The organism is Enterococcus innesii (genome assembly GCF_022846515.1).
GTDB classification, from domain to species: domain Bacteria; phylum Bacillota; class Bacilli; order Lactobacillales; family Enterococcaceae; genus Enterococcus_D; species Enterococcus_D innesii.
Window position 1 is genome coordinate 1,260,113 of the sequence record NZ_AP025635.1, and the last position, 19,321, is coordinate 1,279,433.

The 19,321-nt window shown below is 44.0% G+C and carries 13 protein-coding genes; 2 read left to right on the top strand and 11 right to left on the bottom strand.

The genetic code is table 11. The annotated features are described in order from the left end of the window. Positions 1–26: 26 nt before the first annotated feature. The 5 genes from ENLAB_RS05770 to ENLAB_RS05790 form a co-directional block, all read right to left on the bottom strand. Entirely contained in the window at positions 27–1,466 is a 1,440-nt protein-coding gene (locus tag ENLAB_RS05770) for an MFS transporter (RefSeq protein WP_140965312.1), read from the bottom strand. A gap of 242 nt (positions 1,467–1,708) precedes the next feature. Further along, positions 1,709–3,391, bottom strand: coding sequence for a ribonuclease J (locus ENLAB_RS05775; RefSeq protein ID WP_010749981.1), 1,683 nt, complete (start codon positions 3,389–3,391; stop codon positions 1,709–1,711). 122 nt (positions 3,392–3,513) lie between these two features. Next, a complete protein-coding gene (locus ENLAB_RS05780; protein ID WP_081117864.1) occupies positions 3,514–4,566 on the bottom strand; it encodes an aspartate-semialdehyde dehydrogenase in 1,053 nt (350 codons plus the stop codon). A gap of 304 nt (positions 4,567–4,870) precedes the next feature. Further along, the gene (locus ENLAB_RS05785) at positions 4,871–6,658 is read right to left on the bottom strand and encodes a glycoside hydrolase family 13 protein (RefSeq protein ID WP_244353080.1); all 1,788 of its coding nucleotides are present in this window, start codon (positions 6,656–6,658) and stop codon (positions 4,871–4,873) included. A gap of 160 nt (positions 6,659–6,818) precedes the next feature. After that, on the bottom strand, positions 6,819–7,304 hold the full coding sequence (locus ENLAB_RS05790; RefSeq protein WP_008380390.1) for a MarR family winged helix-turn-helix transcriptional regulator: 486 nt from the start codon (positions 7,302–7,304) through the stop codon (positions 6,819–6,821). Between the two features lie 138 nt (positions 7,305–7,442). On the opposite strand from ENLAB_RS05790, the gene ENLAB_RS05795 reads away from it, so the two are divergent. Both ENLAB_RS05795 and ENLAB_RS05800 read left to right on the top strand, forming a co-directional pair. After that, positions 7,443–9,785: an ABC transporter ATP-binding protein/permease gene (locus ENLAB_RS05795; protein WP_244353082.1), complete on the top strand. Its 2,343-nt coding sequence runs from the start codon at positions 7,443–7,445 to the stop codon at positions 9,783–9,785. A 156-nt stretch (positions 9,786–9,941) separates the two neighbouring features. Further along, positions 9,942–11,291 carry an Nramp family divalent metal transporter gene (locus tag ENLAB_RS05800; protein WP_244353085.1) on the top strand — a complete coding sequence of 450 codons (1,350 nt, stop codon included), beginning with the start codon at positions 9,942–9,944 and terminating at the stop codon, positions 11,289–11,291. Positions 11,292–11,336: 45 nt separating this feature from the next. Here ENLAB_RS05800 and ENLAB_RS05805 read toward each other — a convergent pair whose 3' ends face one another. The 6 genes from ENLAB_RS05805 to ENLAB_RS05830 form a co-directional block, all read right to left on the bottom strand. After that, a complete protein-coding gene (locus tag ENLAB_RS05805; protein ID WP_244353087.1) occupies positions 11,337–12,560 on the bottom strand; it encodes a DUF1015 domain-containing protein in 1,224 nt (407 codons plus the stop codon). Further along, positions 12,560–13,744, bottom strand: coding sequence for a phosphoglycerate dehydrogenase (locus tag ENLAB_RS05810; protein WP_016609459.1), 1,185 nt, complete (start codon positions 13,742–13,744; stop codon positions 12,560–12,562). The genes ENLAB_RS05805 and ENLAB_RS05810 overlap by 1 nt, the downstream gene beginning before the upstream one ends. Continuing rightward, a complete protein-coding gene (gene serC, locus ENLAB_RS05815; protein ID WP_005228215.1) occupies positions 13,745–14,824 on the bottom strand; it encodes a 3-phosphoserine/phosphohydroxythreonine transaminase in 1,080 nt (359 codons plus the stop codon). Positions 14,825–14,949: 125 nt separating this feature from the next. Next, on the bottom strand, positions 14,950–15,876 hold the full coding sequence (locus ENLAB_RS05820) for an alpha/beta fold hydrolase (RefSeq protein ID WP_096741683.1): 927 nt from the start codon (positions 15,874–15,876) through the stop codon (positions 14,950–14,952). Positions 15,877–16,080: 204 nt separating this feature from the next. After that, positions 16,081–17,487: a glycoside hydrolase family 43 protein gene (locus ENLAB_RS05825; protein WP_244353089.1), complete on the bottom strand. Its 1,407-nt coding sequence runs from the start codon at positions 17,485–17,487 to the stop codon at positions 16,081–16,083. Positions 17,488–17,517: 30 nt separating this feature from the next. After that, positions 17,518–19,311, bottom strand: coding sequence for a glycoside hydrolase family 2 protein (locus ENLAB_RS05830; protein WP_244353090.1), 1,794 nt, complete (start codon positions 19,309–19,311; stop codon positions 17,518–17,520). Positions 19,312–19,321: the final 10 nt, after the last annotated feature.

A 19,321-nucleotide genomic window follows, 5' to 3' on the forward strand; every position in this document is an offset into this window, starting at 1 on the left:
CAGTTCGACCTGATGACTTCAAGCGATCATAGCGTTTTCTTACGTCCACCTTGTTTATAGATGCGCCAGACTGTTAAGAATAACGCCGTGATACAAAGAAGGAACGCCCCAAAGAAGGTGATTTTCATGCCATAGGCAAAAATATCTGCCCGACCTGCGATATAGGTCGTCACATGCTTCCCATAGGCTTGACTCATTGCGGCATAAAGAATCGTCGTTGCTAAGGATATCCCTAAGACCATGCCCAAGTTACGGGCAAAGGAATTTAGACTACCTGCCACCCCAAGGTTTTCTTTGGTGACACTGCTCATCACCATCGTATTGTTGGGGGATTGGAACAACGAATTGCCTAACCCCATGATGGCAGTGGCAACGATATAATACCAAATCGGCGTATGCTGATTCATAAACATATACATCAGCTGAGTGATGGATAGTAACGCTAAGCCAGCTAAGACCAAGATCTCCGGTCCTACGCGGTCCGTCAAATACCCGCTAAGTGGTGAACCAATGACCATCATCAAAGGAAAGACCATCATCAGCATTCCTGCCACGCTCGGCGTTAAGCCTCGGGCACTTTGCAAGTAAAAGGGAATCACGACATTGACAAAAAAGTTTGCAGAAAAGATCAGCAGCGCCGTAATCAGGCTCATGGTGAAAATTTTATTACGAAAGATCCCAAAGGTAATCAGCGGTTTGCTCACACGCGCTTCTACTCGCAAAAAGACGATGAATGCCACTAAGGCGATCCCCACCAACAGCAGCGGCAGCCACGTTAGAAAGCCACGCTCTTGTCCAAGAAAAATGCCGCCGAAGAAGCTAATAATTGCAATTGAAAACAGCACAAACCCGGTTTTATCGATGGAATCATGACTCATGGTGATATCTTTTGGCAACACCTTTTCTCCAGCAATCATCGTCAGAATACCGACAGGAACATTGATCCAAAAAATAAACGGCCAAGAAAAATGCGCCAAAATCACTCCACCTAATCCAGGACCGGCGATGGAGCCTAACGAAACAAAGGCACCGATCATCCCTAAGGCGCGTCCTCGTTCACTCATAGGAAAGACTTCAGTAATAATTCCGGTATTCGTCGCCATTGTCATGCTAGCACCGATCGCTTGCACCACTCGGGCAAATAGCAGAAATGCTAAGGAGTGATTAAACCCGCATAACAGCGAACCGATAATAAAGATCAGCATCCCCAAGCGGAATACTTTGATTTTGCCCCAACTATCCCCTACCTTACCGAATAATAAAAGGCAGGCACAAACGATCATCAAGTAGACGGATACGACCCATTCCGCTTGATTCATAGGTACACCCATATCTGCTGAGATCGTCGGCAATGCGATATTTACGATACTCCCATCCAATGTTGACATAAAGGTAAACATCGAAACAGCAATGAGAATCCACCACTTTCTCTGTTGTACTACGGGATTTTCTTGATAACTATTCACAAATCGACCATCCTCTCTTTGCTTGTTTTGTTCCTCTAGTCTTAGGGGGACAACTTTGTATTATTGATCGAAATCCATTCGCCGTCAATCCTTATCTGCTCATCAAGACCAAAATAAAGGTCATTTTGTAAAAAAACCGCCGCTTGTTTTCTTGCACAAAAAAAGACAAAAGCTTCGGTGAAAAGAAATCGGCCGTCAAACGGCTATTCTTTCACCTGCTTTTGTCAGTAGGTCAAAACGAATTATTTACGGTTGCGATTTCTTTGGCTTGATTCCATGATGACCGGCAAGATGACGGGACGGCGTTTGGTTTGTTCAAACAAGAAACGACTCAAACGATCACGGATATCTTGTTTCAATTTGCTCCATTCAAACTCTTCATCATGAAGGTGTTTTTCTACGATTTCTTCTACGATCTCGCCACTTTCACGAATCAGGTCACGGCTGGCTTTCACGTAGACAAACCCGCGAGAAGTGATTTGAGGGGCAGAAATAATTTTCTTTTCACGACGATTGATCGTCACTACCGCAACGAAGATTCCGTCTTCAGATAAGACTTTGCGGTCTCGCAGGACGATATTCCCAATGTCACCGACACCGATCCCATCGATCATGACGTTTTCAGCTGGAACCGCACCTGCGGCAAGCATTTCGCCTTTTTTGTATTCTAACACATCTCCACGTGCAGTAATGAAGATATTTTTCATCGGAATCCCGACTTCTTGCGCCAAGTCCACATGGGCGGCTAATTGGCGGTACTCGCCTTGAATAGGGATAAAGTACTTCGGCTTCATCATATTCAACATCAGCTGCAGATCATTCGGGTTGGCATGACCAGAAACACGGAAATTATCCGAGATCTGTTTCACGGTACCGCCAGCGCGATAGATGATATCTTCCGTTTTCGCAACCACCGTTTCCATTGCCGTTGTCGGCGTCGTTGTGATGTAAACAAGATCTCCTTCTTTGATGCGCAGCGTCCGGTGAGAGCCGTTGGCCATTTTTTGCAACGCTTTGATTGGTTCCCCCATGCGACCTGTTTCTAAAATCAACAACTGTTCGTCTGAGTATTTTTTCATTTCTTTTTGGGTGATCAGCAAGTCTTCGGCAGGTAATTTTAATTTCCCTAACTTCATGGCCGTTTTGATGATCCGACCAAAATCTTGCCCGGTCAAAACGACTTTGCGATCAGAACGAAATGCCGCATCTAGTACTTGTTGCACCCGTTGTAAATTGCTAGCAACGCTAGCGACGATGATCCGACCTTCCCAGTAACGGATATTGTCATAAACTTCATCTTGGATCGTCAATTCAGAAGCAATCGGCGTTGGATTTTCGGCATTTGAGGACGTACTTAGCAATGCTAAGACGCCTTCTTTTCCAATTTCCGCTAAGCGGCCAAAATCGGTTTGATACATAGGGATCGCTGTTTGGTCAAACTTGAAATCTCCTGTATAAACGATATTGCCAGCTTCTGTTTTTACGCTGATTCCAACAGAATCAGGGATAGAGTGGGTCGTACGGAAAAAGCTGATGGTCGCATGGCCAAAGTCGATCTCCGAATGTTCATCGATCACATGAAAATCTTTGAAGCGCTTGGTAGCTTCATTTTTATTCACGGTCAATTTTGCTAGTTCGATCGTTAACTCGGTCCCAAAGACCGGTACTTGGATATTCTCCAAGAAATAAGGCAATGCACCAATCGCATCTGCATGCCCGTGGGTCAAGAAGACACCCGCCACACGGTCGGCATTTTCTTCTAAATATGTGAAGTCTGGAATCACTGTATCGATCCCTAATAATTCATTTTCTGGATAACGGACACCGCAATCCAGCACAAATATATCCTCGCCAACTTCAGCAATGTACATGTTCTTTCCGTTTTCGCGTACACCGCCAAGAGGAATGATTTTTATCGTTTCCACTTTTATTCACCTCTTAATTTTTTTCTACTGTATTATTTCCCAAGCATAAGCCGTCCCTATTATTATACAACAAAAAAAAGAAAAGCGTGGCATTCACCACACTTTTCTGAAAAACTTATGGTTTACACATGAACTAATCCTTGCTGATGCAGGCTTTCGGCGATTTGAACGGAGTTCCATGCCGCACCTTTCAGTAAATTATCAGAAACGACCCATAAATGCAAGCCGTTTTCGACATCCAAGTCTTTGCGAATCCGACCAACAAAGGTTTCCGTTTTGTCCACACTGGTCAAAGCTTGCGGATATACTTGTTGACTCGGATCATCTTGTAAGACAGCTCCTGGCGCTTCGCTGATCCACTGCCTAACTTCCTCAACACTGGCATGGTCTTTGGTCTCGATATAAATCGACTCCGAATGACCGCTAAACACAGGGATTCTCACACACGTAGCTGCTACTTTGATCTGCGTATCTTCCATGATCTTCTTCGTTTCATTGATCATTTTCCACTCTTCGTAAGTATAATCCTCTTCGGCAAAAACATCGATTTGCGGCAAAGCGTTAAACGCGATTGGGTAGTGCTTTTTATCGCTGCCTGCTGGTAAAATCTCAGGGTTTAGTTCATCAGCGGCTTTGCCGGCTAATAGTTCTTGAGATTCACGAGTCAATTCAGCCAAGGCTTGTGCGCCAGCACCGGAAACTGCTTGATACGTTGAAACCAAGACCCTCGATAAACCGACTTTTTGACGAATCGGTTCTAATGCCACCATCATTTGAATCGTTGAACAATTCGGATTGGCAATGATTCCTTTATGTTGCGCTAATGCATGAGGATTCACCTCAGGAACGACTAGAGGAACATTCGGATCCATCCGAAAATGACTGGTATTGTCGATCACGACTGCACCGTGTTTGACTGCTTCTGGAGCAAATTGTTTTGAAATGCCACCACCGGCACTGAACAATGCAATATCGACTCCCGCAAAGGAATCTGCGGTCAGCTCTTGAATAACGAGCGGTTCATTTTTGAACACAAGGGTCTTCCCAGCAGAACGTTTGGATGCCAACAACGTTATTTTTTTGATCGGCAACGTGGTCTTCTCCAACATCTCAATCATTTTTGTTCCTACTGCGCCGGTAGCTCCGACAACTGCTATGTGATACCCTGTACTCATCAAATCACTCCTCGAATAAAAATACATTTTTACTAGTTTATCATATCTTGTAAAAAAGAAAAGACCTTTCGTGGAAAGAAGCGCAAAAAGAAGGCAGAACTATCTAAATTTTCAATCGTTTTCCCCGTTTTTGGAAAAAACTACCTATATTTAAGGGTTATCATTTGTCACATTTAGGTGTTATAGGATATAATACCGACAGAAGGAATTTTGGGGAAGATTCTTTCCAACGTGCATGGGGAAATTAAAAATACCCAAAACATTGAATGAGACAAGAATTGCATATGCAATTCTTGCCTCATTTTTATGCTTCATTCAATTCTTCGTTATTTACTTTCACGATAGCAAAGCCTTTGTTATCAATGATCATCGTCTCATCTTCCAGTTGGACAAACTGTTCCATCAAAATTGAATCAGGACGAGAGAGTGTAAGTTGGTCCTCGCCAGTGTTGAAAATACCGATGATCCGCTGTGCCCCCAACTCTCGTTCGAAAATGATCAGGCCATCTTCTTCCGAAACCCAGTTCCAACTCAAGGAACCTTCAGATAAGACTTTTTGGTTGTCTTTGCGTAGTTTGATCAATGACTGGGTGAAATGCAGCAAATCACGATCTTGCTTTTCCTCATCCCAAATCATACATTTACGACAATCCGGATCCATATCACCGGTCAAACCAATCTCATCGCCGTAATACAGGCAAGGAACGCCTTGTTGCAGATACGTAAAGGCCATCACTTGGCGCATCAAGTCTTTGTCTCCCCGAGCCAAAGTTAACAAACGCGGGGTATCATGAGAATCCAAAATATTGAACTGCACTTGGTTGGTTTGCTCCCGGTACAACATCAGCTGGTTATTTAATTCCGAGACCATTTTCGTCATGGAGATCTCGTCTTTGACAAAATATTCAATAATTGCATCTGTAAAGGCGTAGTTCATCACTGCATGAAACTCGTCGCCTTGTAACCAGCGTTGAGAAGAATGCCAAATTTCCCCAAGGATATAAAAATCATCTTTGGCCTCATCACACACTTGGCGGAATTTTTTCCAGAAGAAGTGACTAACTTCATTCGCCACGTCCAAGCGCCAAGCATCGATATCAAATTCTTCGATCCAATAACGAGCGATCTTCAACAAATAATCTTGCACATCGGGATTTTCCGTATTGAGTTTCGGCATATGCGGCGTAAAGGCAAAAACATCATAGGTGATGTCATAAGCGTCTTCAAAGTTTTCCCCTTCTTTGTAGTTGACAGGAAACTCATTGATGTGGAACCAATCAGCAAACGGCGAATCTTTGCCGTTTTTAATGACATCTAGCCATTGATGCGAAGTATCCCCCATATGGTTGAAAACAGCATCCAACATAACTTTGATGCCGCGTTTGTGGCATTCCTCCACTAATCGTTTAAAGGTATCGTTATCACCAAAAGCAGGATCGATGGCCAAATAATCGATGGTATCATACTTGTGATTCGAATAGGCCTCAAAAATCGGACAGAAATAGATCCCATTGATCCCTAGATCGACAAGATAATCCAAATGATCGATGACCCCTTGTAGATCCCCACCGAAAAAGTCTTGGCGATCGGGATTTTTTGAGCCCCACGGCAATACACCTTCTGGATCATTTGATGGATCCCCGTTCGCAAAGCGCTCAGGGAAAATTTGATACCAAACCGTTTCTTTCGCCCACTCGGGAATTTTGAAACGATCGGCTTCTTGGAAGTAAGGCATCCGAAAATAATTGTTGTTCATTTCTAAATATTGCTGTTCAAAGGGATAGACCCCGTGATCCCCATAGAAGACATGCAACCCATCGTAACTTTCGATGGAAAAGCCGTAAGACAAACGGCGGAATTCTGCTCCGACCGATACTTGCCAATAATCATGCAAGTCCGTGGAAAGAATTTTTTGCATTTCAATTCTTTGTTGGTACCACGCTTCTTTATACAGTGTGTAAGGATCACCGCAAAGCAGCTGGACATGGCGGACGTCTTGACGGGCGGTACGCAAACGGATATGCATTTTATCCTTCTCGTACAAATACGCAAATTCACTTTCGGGACGATGATAGATGGCAGTAGTATTCATAGCAGACTCCTTTGACTTGTTTGATATACTCATTGTCGCACAAATCAGAAGTCAAAACAAGAGAAAAACGCAATCGGTTGCTTTATCTAAAAAATCGATAATATAAGTTAATATGAAATTAATTCAGTAATTAAAAAGCAAACGATTGCTTCACCCATTTTTAATCAAACGGTGTCTTCTTCTCACATTGATTGCCAGTCCGTAAAATGTCATATTTCCGCAAGATCCCCACTGCCTCCGTCAACGACTGACTCAACTGCTGGATATCTTCCACAGCCATTTGAGCGGTTTTGGCATTCAAGCGGTCTTCCACTTGTTTTTTCTTTTGGACAAACAACTGCTTCCCAGCTTCTTCCAAATAAACATTGACGTTGCGACGATTGACGCCGTTGGTTTTGCGTACCACAAAGCCAGCCTTTTCCAACCCCGAGATCGAACGACTGATTTGGACTTTTGACGTACCGATTTGCTGAGCCAACTCGGACATCGTAATTCCTTCATTACTAGAGATCACCACGAGTTCCAAGATTTCCATTTTGGTCAATTTTAAATCTTCCAGACCGATTTCTTCAAACAATATGTTTCCCATCAGAGAAAAGATCTCCGCAAACACCGCCATATTGAATGTTCCTAACGCTTTTTCCATACTCTCCCTCTTTTCTGTCTTTAGTTTAGTATAAATTATTTGTTTAAACAATGATAATCGTTGATTTTTGTTAACCATTATGATAGCGTGGTTACATAATGAAAATAATCGTGAAAACGGCAAGAAAAGAGTGACCCCATGTTAGAATTAAAAGATATCAAGAAGTATTATACAGTTGGCTCCAGTACTACGAAAGCCCTCGACGGCGTCACCGTCGCCTTTCGTAAACAAGATTTTGTTGCCATTTTAGGGCCAAGCGGCTCTGGGAAAACAACCATGTTGAACGTGATCGGCGGCTTAGATAATTACGATTCTGGTGATATGATCATTAATGGCAAATCAACCAAATCCTTTAAAGACCGCGACTGGGATGCCTATCGGAACAATTCGATTGGCTTTGTCTTCCAAAGCTACAATTTGATCAGTCATTTAGGCATCATCGACAACGTCGAGCTTGGGATGACCTTGAGCGGTGTGTCAAAAGAAGAAAAACGCGCAAAAGCAACCGATGCTTTGACGCGTGTGGGCTTAGCTGAGCATATGCACAAAAAACCAAATCAGCTTTCTGGTGGTCAAATGCAGCGGGTAGCGATCGCTCGTGCCTTAGCAAATGATCCTGATATCCTCCTTTGTGATGAACCTACAGGTGCCTTGGATTCAGAGACAAGTGTCCAAATCATGGAACTGATCCAAGAACTATCAAAAGAAAAATTGGTCATCATGGTTACCCATAATCCTGAATTGGCCCACAAATACGCTGGACGGATCATTGAATTCAAAGACGGACGAATCATTAAAGATTCGAACCCCCATGTCGAAGGACAAAAGAAAGACCAATTCGAATTAAAGCACACAAAAATGAGTTTCATGACGGCCTTACGTTTGTCGTTTAACAATATCCGCACCAAAAAAGGGCGCACCTTCTTGACAGCCTTTGCTTCTAGTATCGGAATCATCGGAATCGCCATTGTTTTGTCACTGTCAACGGGATTCCAAAAACAAATCGACAATACCCAGTCAGAAACATTAGCTCGTTTTCCGATCACGATCTCACAAGTGGCCACTGAACAAGATCCATCAGCGATGGGTACGCGGGATAAATCGGAAGATTTCCCTTCAGATAAAGAGGTCACTGCCAAATTAAGTGATACGGATCGTGCAACTCATATCAACAAAATCGATCAAGAGTTTCTCGATTACATCAACGACATTGATCCTGAATTAAGCAACAATATCGGCTACACTCGTTCCACTTCATTGAATCTTTTCCGCAAGATCGATGACAATGTGGAACAAGTCAGCTTCTCCAACGCGTCGCCTGACAATGAACAGACCAATGCCATGATGTCTGCCATGAGTGCCTCAACCGGTATTGGGGTTTCGACTTTCCCTGAGCAGTTATCAGAGGATAACGGCAATTTCTTAAAAGACAACTATGACCTTTTAGAAGGCAGCTACCCAAGTGCCAGCACAGATGTCGTTTTGATCGTCGATGAAAACAACGTAACGAATGTCAATGCATTGATCAATCTCGGTTTTGATATTGAAGATGGCGACACGGTTTCCTTCGACGATATCGTAGGAACAAAAATCACATTGGCGTCTAATGATGCCTTTTACACCGAATTGCCGACTGGAAACTTCATTCCAAACCAAGATTTAAATGAAGTTTTCGATAACAGCAACAACAAAGAATTAACGATCAGTGGAATCTTACGTATCAAGCAAAACTCTACGATGAACTTGCTTTCAACCGGCATTGCCTACAGTGATGCCCTCGCGCAAGAAGTCATCAAAGAAAACCAAGACTCAGCGATCGTCCAAGCACAAAAAGATAGCGACACCAACGTGATGACGAATGAACCCGTTGACGAAAGTGCCAAAGATTCATTGATCGCTTATCTTGGCGGTAGTGATTTACCAAACAGCATTATGATCTATCCGAATGATTTCAGTGCCAAAGAAAAAATCCTTGATTACTTGGATGACTTCAACAAAGGCAAAGACAAAGAAGACCAAATCGTTTATTCCGATTTAGCCGGTACGATGACTCAATTGACTGGTGGCTTGATGGATGCGATCACCTATGTCTTGATCGCTTTTGCAGGCATCTCCTTGGTAACCAGCATGATTATGATCGGTATCATCACTTATACCTCTGTACTAGAACGTACGAAAGAAATTGGGGTCTTAAAAGCATTAGGTGCTCGTAAAAAAGACATCACCCGCGTCTTTGATGCCGAAACCTGTATTTTAGGGATCGCTTCAGGGGCTTTAGGTGTCCTAATTGCTTGGTTAGCTACATTCCCGATCAACGCGATCTTATATAGCATGACTGATCTCGAAAATGTTGCTCAATTAAATCCGGTCCACGGCCTGATCTTGATTGCCGTCAGCACCGTCCTAACGATGATTGGCGGCCACATTCCAGCTCGAATGGCAGCGAAGAAAGATGCAGCGATCGCTTTACGCGCCGACTAATTTTATAAGAAAACCTAACAGGCAGCAGCCATCCCCTTGGCTGCTGTTTTTTTGTCCTTCCTTCTGACTTCCAAAAGGTTTCTCTTGAAAAATTCATAAATGAGGAATACAATAGATTTGTTTTTAGGTATACCTAAAAAGATAGGACGTGAAACGATGAATGAAGAAAAAAAATTGATCCAAGCGGCCAACGGTCCTAGCTTGGAAGAAATAAATAATACAGTTGCCATCCCAAAAAACGGCAGCTTTTGGCGCAATCTCTTAGCGTTCTCTGGTCCTGGGGCATTGGTAGCCGTGGGCTATATGGACCCAGGAAACTGGATCACCTCGATCGGAGGCGGTGCTGAATATGGCTATCTCTTACTTTCTGTGATCTTGATTTCCAGTTTGATCGCTATGCTACTGCAATACATGGCAGCCAAGCTAGGGATCGTGACCCAGATGGACCTTGCGCAAGCAACTCGTAAACACACCAGCAAAGGTTTAGGCTTTGTCTTGTGGATCGTCACCGAATTGGCTATCATGGCAACGGATATCGCGGAAGTGATCGGAGGAACGATCGCTCTCAATCTACTATTCGGCTTACCGTTATTAGTTGGGGTCATCTTAACGATTTTCGATGTATTGCTTCTGCTCTTTTTAATGAAACTAGGTTTCCGTAAAATCGAAGCGATCGTCATGACACTGATTTTGGTCATTATGCTAGTCTTTTGTTACGAAGTCATTATTGCTCAACCGGATCTACCGGCTGTCTTGCAAGGCTTTATTCCGCAAAAACAAGTCTTGAACCATGGGCAGCTGACAATGGCGTTGGGGATCGTTGGTGCGACTGTGATGCCACATAATCTCTATCTGCATTCTTCGATCTCCCAGTCACGAAAAATCGATCGCAGCGATACCCAAGAAGTGGCAACGGCCGTGCGGTTCGCTACTTGGGATTCCAATATCCAATTATCCGCTGCGTTTTTGGTCAATTGCCTGCTTTTGATCTTAGGAAGCGCCTTGTTCTTTGGTCATAGTGAAGAAGTCGGCACCTTCTCCGCGCTGTTCAATGCATTGCAAGATTCCTCCATTGCTGGTGCTGTCGCCAGTCCAGTCTTGAGCGTTCTGTTTGCCGTGGCGCTCTTGGCATCTGGTCAAAATTCAACGATCACTGGGACACTGACGGGGCAAGTCGTGATGGAAGGATTTATCCATATGAAGATCCCTACTTGGGCGCGACGTCTGATCACCCGTGGCTTATCGGTGATCCCCGTCTTGCTTTGTACAATTTACTTTGGCGGCAACGAACAAGCTCTGGACGATCTGCTGATCTATTCGCAAGTCTTTTTAAGCATCGCCTTACCCGTTTCGATGATTCCGTTGGTTCTTTTTACCAGCTCAAAAAAAATCATGGGGGAACGTTTCAAGAATCCGCTATGGGTCTCTACCTTAGGCTGGATCTGTGCCATTGCATTGACGGTCTTGAATGTCCGCTTGATCATCGAAACACTCGGCAACTTCTAATAGCGAAAAAAAAGCTTACGAGGCTGCCTCGTAAGCTTTTTTTGGTTAATTCGTTTCTAAATCATGTAAAAACAGACCGCTCAACAGTTTTGGTTCAAACCAAGTTGATTTTGGCGGCATAATTTCTCCCGCATCGGCGACTGCCAAAAGATCGGCCATTTGCGTTGGATACATGGAAAAGGCCAATGTCCATTCTCCGCTATCTACCAAACGTTCCAATTCTTCTGGACCACGAATTCCGCCGACAAAATCAATGCGTTTGTCTGTCCGCACATCTTGGATCGCGAAAATATCAGCCAGCACGTATTGTTGTAAAAGCGACACATCCAGCTGTCCTACCGCATCTTGCGGCACAGCTTCCGGTTTGATGGTCAACTCCCACCACGCATGGTTTAGGTACAGATGAATCGAACCACGTTGCGCTGGTTTCTTCCTTGTAGTTTCTCGAATCGTAAAATGTTGGGCTGCCTGCTCAAAAAAGGTATCTGGCACTGGTACCCGCAAAACCCGATTGTATTCCCAAATCGCCAATTCATTTTCTGGGAATAAGATCGCTAAAAAGCGGTCGCTTTCTTGACTGCTTTGGCCATCAGCTCGCTTTTGCAAGCCGACTTTGACTGCTGACTCTGTGCGGTGATGCCCATCCGCAATATAAAGGGCATCTACAGCTTGAAACTGCTGGGCAAAAGAGGCGACTAGCGCTGGATCATCGATCAGCCAAACACGATGTTGCACCTCATGATAGCTGACAAAATCATAGATTGGTGCATGCTCTGCTTGCCACGCATCGATCGCTTCTTTGACTGCTGCTGGTTGCCGATAGCTCAAGAAAATCGGACTTGTATTGGCATCACATGCCAGAATATGATTGATCCGATCGATTTCTTTTTCTGGACGGGTAAACTCGTGTTTCTTGATTTTCCCAGCGACATAATCATCGATCGAGGTACAGGCGACAAGCCCCGTTTGGCTTCTACCAGCCATCGTCAATTCATACAAATAATATGCGGGCGCCGTTTCTTGAATCAACCAGCCTTCTTCTTGAAAAGATGCAAGATTTTCCGCCGCTTTTTGATACACCTGTGGATCATAAGGATCGATTCCTGGCAAGTCGATCTCCGAACGGTCGATGTGGAAATAGCTGTAAGGATTACCTTGCGCAAACGCTGCGGCTTCTTGTGAATTGACCACGTCATACGGTAGCTCGGCCACTTTTTCTGCCAATGAGGCTTCTGGACGAATGGCTTTAAACGGAAATACTTGAACCATTAATACCCAACCTCCTGATTCTTAATGACCCGTACACGAACGATGTTTTCGTTCTCCCGCAGTTTATCGGCTAATTGATTCAATAAGGCTTCATCTTCAGAAGCGACATCGGCTAGGGTGTAAGCAAAGTCTTCCCGTCCACGATTCAACATATTGTCGATATTGATTCCAGATTCCGCAATGATCGATGAAATCTGACCTAACATATTCGGTACATTGCGATTGATGATCGTCAGACGATAAGGCGAATGAAAAGCCATCTCAACAGTTGGAAAATTCACTGAGCGCTTGATGGTTCCAAATTCCAAGAATTTTTTCAATGTTCGGGCTGCCATTTTGGCACAGTTGACTTCGGCTTCTTCTGTTGATGCACCTAAATGCGGCAAGACGAGGACTTTTTCATTGTGCAGCAATTGTTCATCCGCAAAATCAGTCGTATAGCCCGCTAGACGGTCAGCTTTTAACGCACGTAAAACGGCATCTGTATCGACGATTTCTTTACGAGAAAAGTTGAATAGCTTCGTTGTTGGTTTCATTTTCGCAAGTTCGGCTTCCCCGACGAGATGATGCGTGTTTTCCATTAGCGGCACATGAACCGTAATAAAATCACAGGTTGAAAAGACTTCCGCAATATCATTGGCACGCTTGACCCGACGAGAGATCGTCCAAGCAGTATCCACTGACACGTAAGGATCATAACCGACTACTTCCATCCCTAGACGATAAGCATCGTTGGCGACCATCGCTCCAATAGAACCAAGGCCGATGATTCCTAACTTTTTGCCTTCTAACTCTGTTCCAGCAAATTGACTTTTTTGCGCTTCTGCTTGTTCTTCCACATTATCACCGCTCAAGGTTTGCACCCATTGGGCACCTCGTAAAATCGGACGGACACTTAAGAGCAGACTAGCGATCACTAATTCTTTGACCGCATTGGCATTGGCACCTGGCGTATTAAAGACGACGATCCCTTTTTCAGTACATGCTTTGACGGGAATGTTGTTGGTCCCAGCCCCTGCACGGGCAATACCTAAGACACTTTCAGGAAAAGCGTAATCGTGCAATTTCTGGCTGCGCAGCAAAATCCCTTGCGGTTGGTCGCTTTCGTTGATGGCATACTTTTCTTTTTCTAAACGCTGTAATCCTTCTGGTGCGATCGCATTGAATGTTTTGATTTGGAACATTTATTTGACCTCCGCTTCAAATGATTTCATAAAGTCGACTAACGCTTGAACGCCAGCTAATGGAAAGGCATTGTACAAGCTTGCTCGCATTCCTCCGACGGAACGATGCCCCTTCAAGTTCTCAAAGCCAGCTTTAACAGCTTCTTCATTGAAGCGCTGATCTAATGCTTTATCCCCTGTTACAAAAGGAATATTCGTTAATGAACGGCTGTCAACAGCCACAGGACTACTGTAAAGAGCAGAGGCTTCGATCGTTTCGTATAAAAGCGCCGCTTTTTGGCGGTCTTGTTCTAAAATTGCAGGAATGCCGCCTAATTCTTCCAACCATTCAAACACCAATTTAGCAATATAGATAGCATACGTTGGTGGTGTATTGTACAATGAGTCATTTTTAGCCTGTAGACGATAATCCAGCATTGGAGCGAAAACAGCATCATCATTGAGTAAATCTTCTCGGATGATCACTACCGTCAACCCTGCAGGGCCAATATTCTTTTGGGCCCCAGCATAAATCACACCGAAGTCTTCTACACGATAGTCATTAGCTAAAATATTTGAGGACATGTCTGCTACGATCGGCACATTGCCAGCCTGCGGAATCGTTTGAAAGGCCGTCCCTTCAATGGTATTGTTCGTGGTGATATGCAAATAAGCCGCTTCTTGATCGATCGCATCTTCTGAAATTTCTGGAATATAGGTAAAGTTTTGATCCTCACTAGAGGCAACGACTTCCACCGTCACGTTTCCAAGCGCTTTTGCTGCTTCAATAGCTTTCTTCGACCAAGAACCGGTATTTACGTATAAGGCTTTTTTGTTTTGTGCAAGATTCAAAGGGATCATACTGAATTGGAGACTCGCGCCGCCTTGTAAAAACAGTACCTGATAGTTTTCAGGAATTCCCATTAATTTTCGTAAAAGTGCTTCTGCATCTTTAATGATCGCTTCAAACAAGGAGGATCGATGACTCAGCTCCATAACGGACATCCCACTTCCGCGGTAATTCAAAAGTTCGGATTGTGCTTTCTCCAATACGGGACGGGGCAATACGGCAGGACCAGCTGAAAAGTTATAAACTGTCATACAAAAAATCTCTCCTTTATGTTAGATGTGAAAATCATTATAACAGATAGCCGAAAATGAAAAAAGCCTTAAAAGAGAAAATAATTTTGAATTTTCAGAAAAGACTACCAATTTCTTAACGTTCGTCATTTCGGCATTTTTTCATACAGCCAGCGAGAAATTTCATTGTAAACGATCTCGCGGTTGCGCTCATTCAAAATCTCATGACGGCCATGTTCGAGCAAATACATCGTCACGTCAGCATTTTGCTTCAGTTGCTGAGCCAATTGGCGGACGCTTTTGCCATAGTGCCCCACAGGATCGTCTCCACCTGAAATCAGCAGCAGCGGCAATTCTGGATCAATCTTGCGTAGTTGGTCCGGATCACTGGCAGCTTGTGTCAATGTAAAGAGATCCTTGTAAGCTGCTAAGGAAAAATGAAATTGGGTGTAAGGGTCCTTCAAATAGCGATCCACTTGCTGCGGATCACTGGTCAACCAGTCCTTGGCGGTTCGATTGGGACGAAAACGCCGGTTGTGCTGACCAAAAACTAGCTGTTCCATTACGTGATAAGGCCATTGCTGAGCGGCAAAGGGCCGCAACAAGTTCGTGACAAGTTTGCCTCCTTGCATCAGCACAGCTTTTTCCATCGTGGTGCCCATGATGATCGCTCCTGTCAATGGATATGGCTGACTAAACAAATAATTCCGCAAAACCAGCGACCCCATACTGTGACCTAAGATAAAGTATGGTCGGTCTGGATAGCAAGCAGCGGCGTACTGATGGACCACTCCCACATCTGCCACTAAATATTTGGCGCCCTCTTTTTCACCAAAATGACCATAGGCCTGTGTTTCTTTCACGGATTGCCCATGCCCTAAGTGATCATGACCGACCACCGCATAGCCTTGCGCAGTTAAACATTCCGCAAACTCGTGGTAACGTTCAATGTGTTCGATCATTCCGTGGACGATTTGCACGACTGCTTTTGGCTGTTCTTCTGGCAGCCACGTTTTGACAAAAAGCTGATCCTTCCCATTTGATGAAGTCAGCTTTTCTTGATTCATCCTCATAGTTTGCACCTCTTTTGCTTTTTCTTTTCTCTCCGCCAAATAAAACGGTTGTTTTCTTTATTATACATGGAATTTTAGGCTATGGCGGTAGGAGTTGGGAATTTTCGAGGACGAAAAAATCCTGCCACATTGTCTAAAGACAAAGTAGCAGGAGTCAAACGATCATTACCCATCGCTTGGATTGGAAAACTTCCTCACTATTTTTTATTTGAATTTGACGAGTTCTAAACGATCAATACTTAGCGTATCCACCCCAATCTCAGACGAAAGGGTGATTTCCTGCGCCCCTTTCGATAACTTCATGCGGACTTGTAGCGGTTGATAATATTCGGAAGGATAGACATCCACCACGTGGCTTGCTTGTTTCGTTTCAATCCTGACCTGAATTGGGTCATTTAAGGAGAGGTAATCAGTGGTTTTGACATAGGCAATCACTAGAAATTCGTCTGCTTCTTCAATCTGCGGGGTAAAGATAATTTTGTCAGTCGTTGATTCAAAGCCTTGGACGACTTTTTTCGAGAGTGCTGCCTCATCTTCGACAAGCACTAAATCGCCTTCCAGCAAAGCACGGCTAGCAGTTAATCGCAGTCGATTCGGCTCAGCTTTTGGCAACGCTTGAACATGCCATTCATCCAAAGGAGCTTCCAGCAGAATTTTATCCTCTTGATCCCAACCAAACTTTTGTAAGCGGATCGAACGGTTCCAGCCCGAATGATCCCACCGAGCAGCATGATAAATCAGCCAGTCTTCAGAACCGTCTTTTGATTTGGCAAATCCATTATGACCAGGTCCATAGACAGTGTTTGTCTGTTGGAAAATCGGCGCTGGTTCCTTTTGCCAGTTCGCTCTTTCTAGCGGATCATCAGCCACATCTAAGGTCATAAGACCAAAAGCGTAATCATTGTCCCAGCTTCCACTGGCAGAGTATACCAAATTGACTGTTTCGTCTTTGATCATCACTTGAGGGGCTTCATTGATCAATGGTGTTTGCCGCATTTCCCATTCATATTCTGGTTCTGAGATCAGCCGTTTCTCCCCAATCACTTCCGTAGGGGAGGCCATTTCCGCTAAATAAAGATTTTGCGCAACATTTTCATACCCTTCCCAGCCCGACCAAAGGAAATAGCGTTTGTCATTGATCTCTAAGACTGTTCCATCAATCGCAAATTTATCATCCATCCCTTTGATCTCTTCCAATTGCCACTCACCCATGTAAGGATCTTTCTGATGATTGACTAATGCGTACATACGATGTGTTTCTGAAGGGCGATTAGCCGCGAAATACATCACCCAGCGATCATCTAAGTAATGAAGCTCAGGTGCCCAGATACTTTCAAATTCTGCTGGCATTTCCCAGATGATCTTTTTTTCCCCAGCAGCAACGTGAGAGAGGTTTTCAGCACGCCAGAGCGTTAAATTATTCCCAGTCGTTTTGGTATAATAAAAGAACGCTTCCGTTTGCAAGATCCAAGGATCTGCCCCATTATTATCGATAATTGAAGTAAAATCGGACACTTCTTCCCCTGGATCAGTTCCAGTGCTACAACCGGTTATCATAAGCGCAGCAATCAAGATACTTACTCCACTGAGCCAAGCTGCTGATTTCCCCATCGGACATCGCCCCTTTCCTTACCAATCATTTTATTCTATCTGTGGTGGATGAAACTGCTCATTGATCTCTTTAATCGCTGCCAAATCAACTTTTGGTTGGCGGTCATAGGTCAGTAATCCATTGATTTCTTGTTCAACATCTGTCAACTGAGTGTAGCAATAGCCCCAGAGTCCGACAGAATCATAAACAGCTGTCATGATTCGCTGATAATCCTTCAAGAAATCTTGTTGATTTTCCACTGAGGTATAGCCCCAACCGGGTTGCCCCGAAACATCGAAGCCAATACCGCCAAACTCAGTCAATAAAATAGGCTGATCCTGATAAGAAAATCCTCCAGCGAAAATCGGCCATGGGGTCGATACTCGATTCACCAATTTTTCTCTCGTGCTGAGACTGTCTTTGAAGTATAGATATTTTTGCCGCTCAGATTCTTGCCCATGCGCATAATTATGAATCGCACAAATATCTGTCTCCGTCATCGCCCAACCATCATTTGAAATAACCAACCGTTGCTGGTCTAGCGAATGGATAAAGTGATACATCGCTTGAGAAAAATGCTGTTGCTGACGATCAAATGAGATTTTTGGCACACCCCAGCTCTCGTTGATTGGGACCCAAGTAACGATCGAAGGGTGACTATAATCTCGAGTAATGATTTCTGCCCACTCTTGCATCAAGCGCGTTACCGAACGATCGGTATAGATTGCCGGCGCCGCACACTCTCCCCAAGCAAGAAATCCTAATTTATCTGCCCAGTATAAAAAGCGTGGGTCTTCTGTTTTTTGGTGTTTCCGGCAACCATTGAACCCCATTTCTTTGGCCAATAAAATGTCTTGTTTAAAGTCCTCATCTGTTGGTGCAGTTAACAAGCTGCTCGGCCAATAGCCTTGATCGAGAACCAACTTCTGGTAGTAAGGCTTGTTATTTAAGTAAATCATACCGTTTTCTGTATGTATTTTACGCATACCAAAATAACTTTTTAGCTGATCGATGGCATTCCCTGCTTCTCTAAGCGTCAATTCAACATCAAATAATTGCGGCTTTTCAGGTGTCCAAGACCAGCCTTCGTGGTGAAAATTCGTCCGAAAAATTTCTTGCTGGAAAATATCAACTGCAAAACTCAACTTAGCAGTGATAAAGTCTGCCTTTCCGCTGGTAACTAAAGCACCTTTATAATAGATTTGATATTCTAAGACTACTTGCGGCTGTAACTGGTTCAGTTCTACATCGATCTTCACGGCGCCAGCATCAAAATCACTCGTAAATTTCACCTGTTTCAGATGGGTTTCGGCAACTACTTCAAGCCAGACTGGCTGCCAGATCCCTGTTGAGTTTGTGTACCAGATTCCTGCTGATTCTTCTTCCCAAAATTGTTTCCCCCGTGGAATGCTTTCATCAAAATGCGGGTCAAATGCTCGCACACTTAGTATTTGCTCTTGTCCAGATACTAAAGCATCCGTGATGTCTATATCAAAAGAGGTATGCCCTCCGCAATGATTTTTCACATGATTGCCATTGACAAACACATCTGCTTCATAGTCCACCGCCCCAAAATGCAAAAGGACACGACTTTTTTCAGGGACTTGCACATTGAAGGTCCGATAATACCATACAACGTCGTGCACTTCTCGATGATCAATGCCGCTCAATGCACTTTGATAGACAAAGGGAACATTGATCTTGTACGGATAGTTTGCTTCGTTTGTGTACCACTTTTCTTTTAAACCAAGATTTTGGTCATCAAAGGCAAATTGCCATTCACCATTTAAGCTTAACCAATTCTCTCTCTCAAATTGCGGTCTCGGATATTCTTCTCTACTCATATTTCCTCCA

Coding starts and splice junctions, on each gene's coding strand:
- ENLAB_RS05780 (WP_081117864.1), bottom strand. CDS start 4,566: ATGAGTACAGGGTATCACATAGCAGTTGTCGGAGCTACCGGCGCAGTA.
- ENLAB_RS05785 (WP_244353080.1), bottom strand. CDS start 6,658: ATGAATACTACTGCCATCTATCATCGTCCCGAAAGTGAATTTGCGTAT.
- ENLAB_RS05790 (WP_008380390.1), bottom strand. CDS start 7,304: ATGGAAAAAGCGTTAGGAACATTCAATATGGCGGTGTTTGCGGAGATC.
- ENLAB_RS05795 (WP_244353082.1), top strand. CDS start 7,443: ATGTTAGAATTAAAAGATATCAAGAAGTATTATACAGTTGGCTCCAGT.
- ENLAB_RS05800 (WP_244353085.1), top strand. CDS start 9,942: ATGAATGAAGAAAAAAAATTGATCCAAGCGGCCAACGGTCCTAGCTTG.
- ENLAB_RS05805 (WP_244353087.1), bottom strand. CDS start 12,560: ATGGTTCAAGTATTTCCGTTTAAAGCCATTCGTCCAGAAGCCTCATTG.
- ENLAB_RS05810 (WP_016609459.1), bottom strand. CDS start 13,744: ATGTTCCAAATCAAAACATTCAATGCGATCGCACCAGAAGGATTACAG.
- serC (WP_005228215.1), bottom strand. CDS start 14,824: ATGACAGTTTATAACTTTTCAGCTGGTCCTGCCGTATTGCCCCGTCCC.
- ENLAB_RS05820 (WP_096741683.1), bottom strand. CDS start 15,876: ATGAGGATGAATCAAGAAAAGCTGACTTCATCAAATGGGAAGGATCAG.
- ENLAB_RS05825 (WP_244353089.1), bottom strand. CDS start 17,487: ATGGGGAAATCAGCAGCTTGGCTCAGTGGAGTAAGTATCTTGATTGCT.
- ENLAB_RS05830 (WP_244353090.1), bottom strand. CDS start 19,311: ATGAGTAGAGAAGAATATCCGAGACCGCAATTTGAGAGAGAGAATTGG.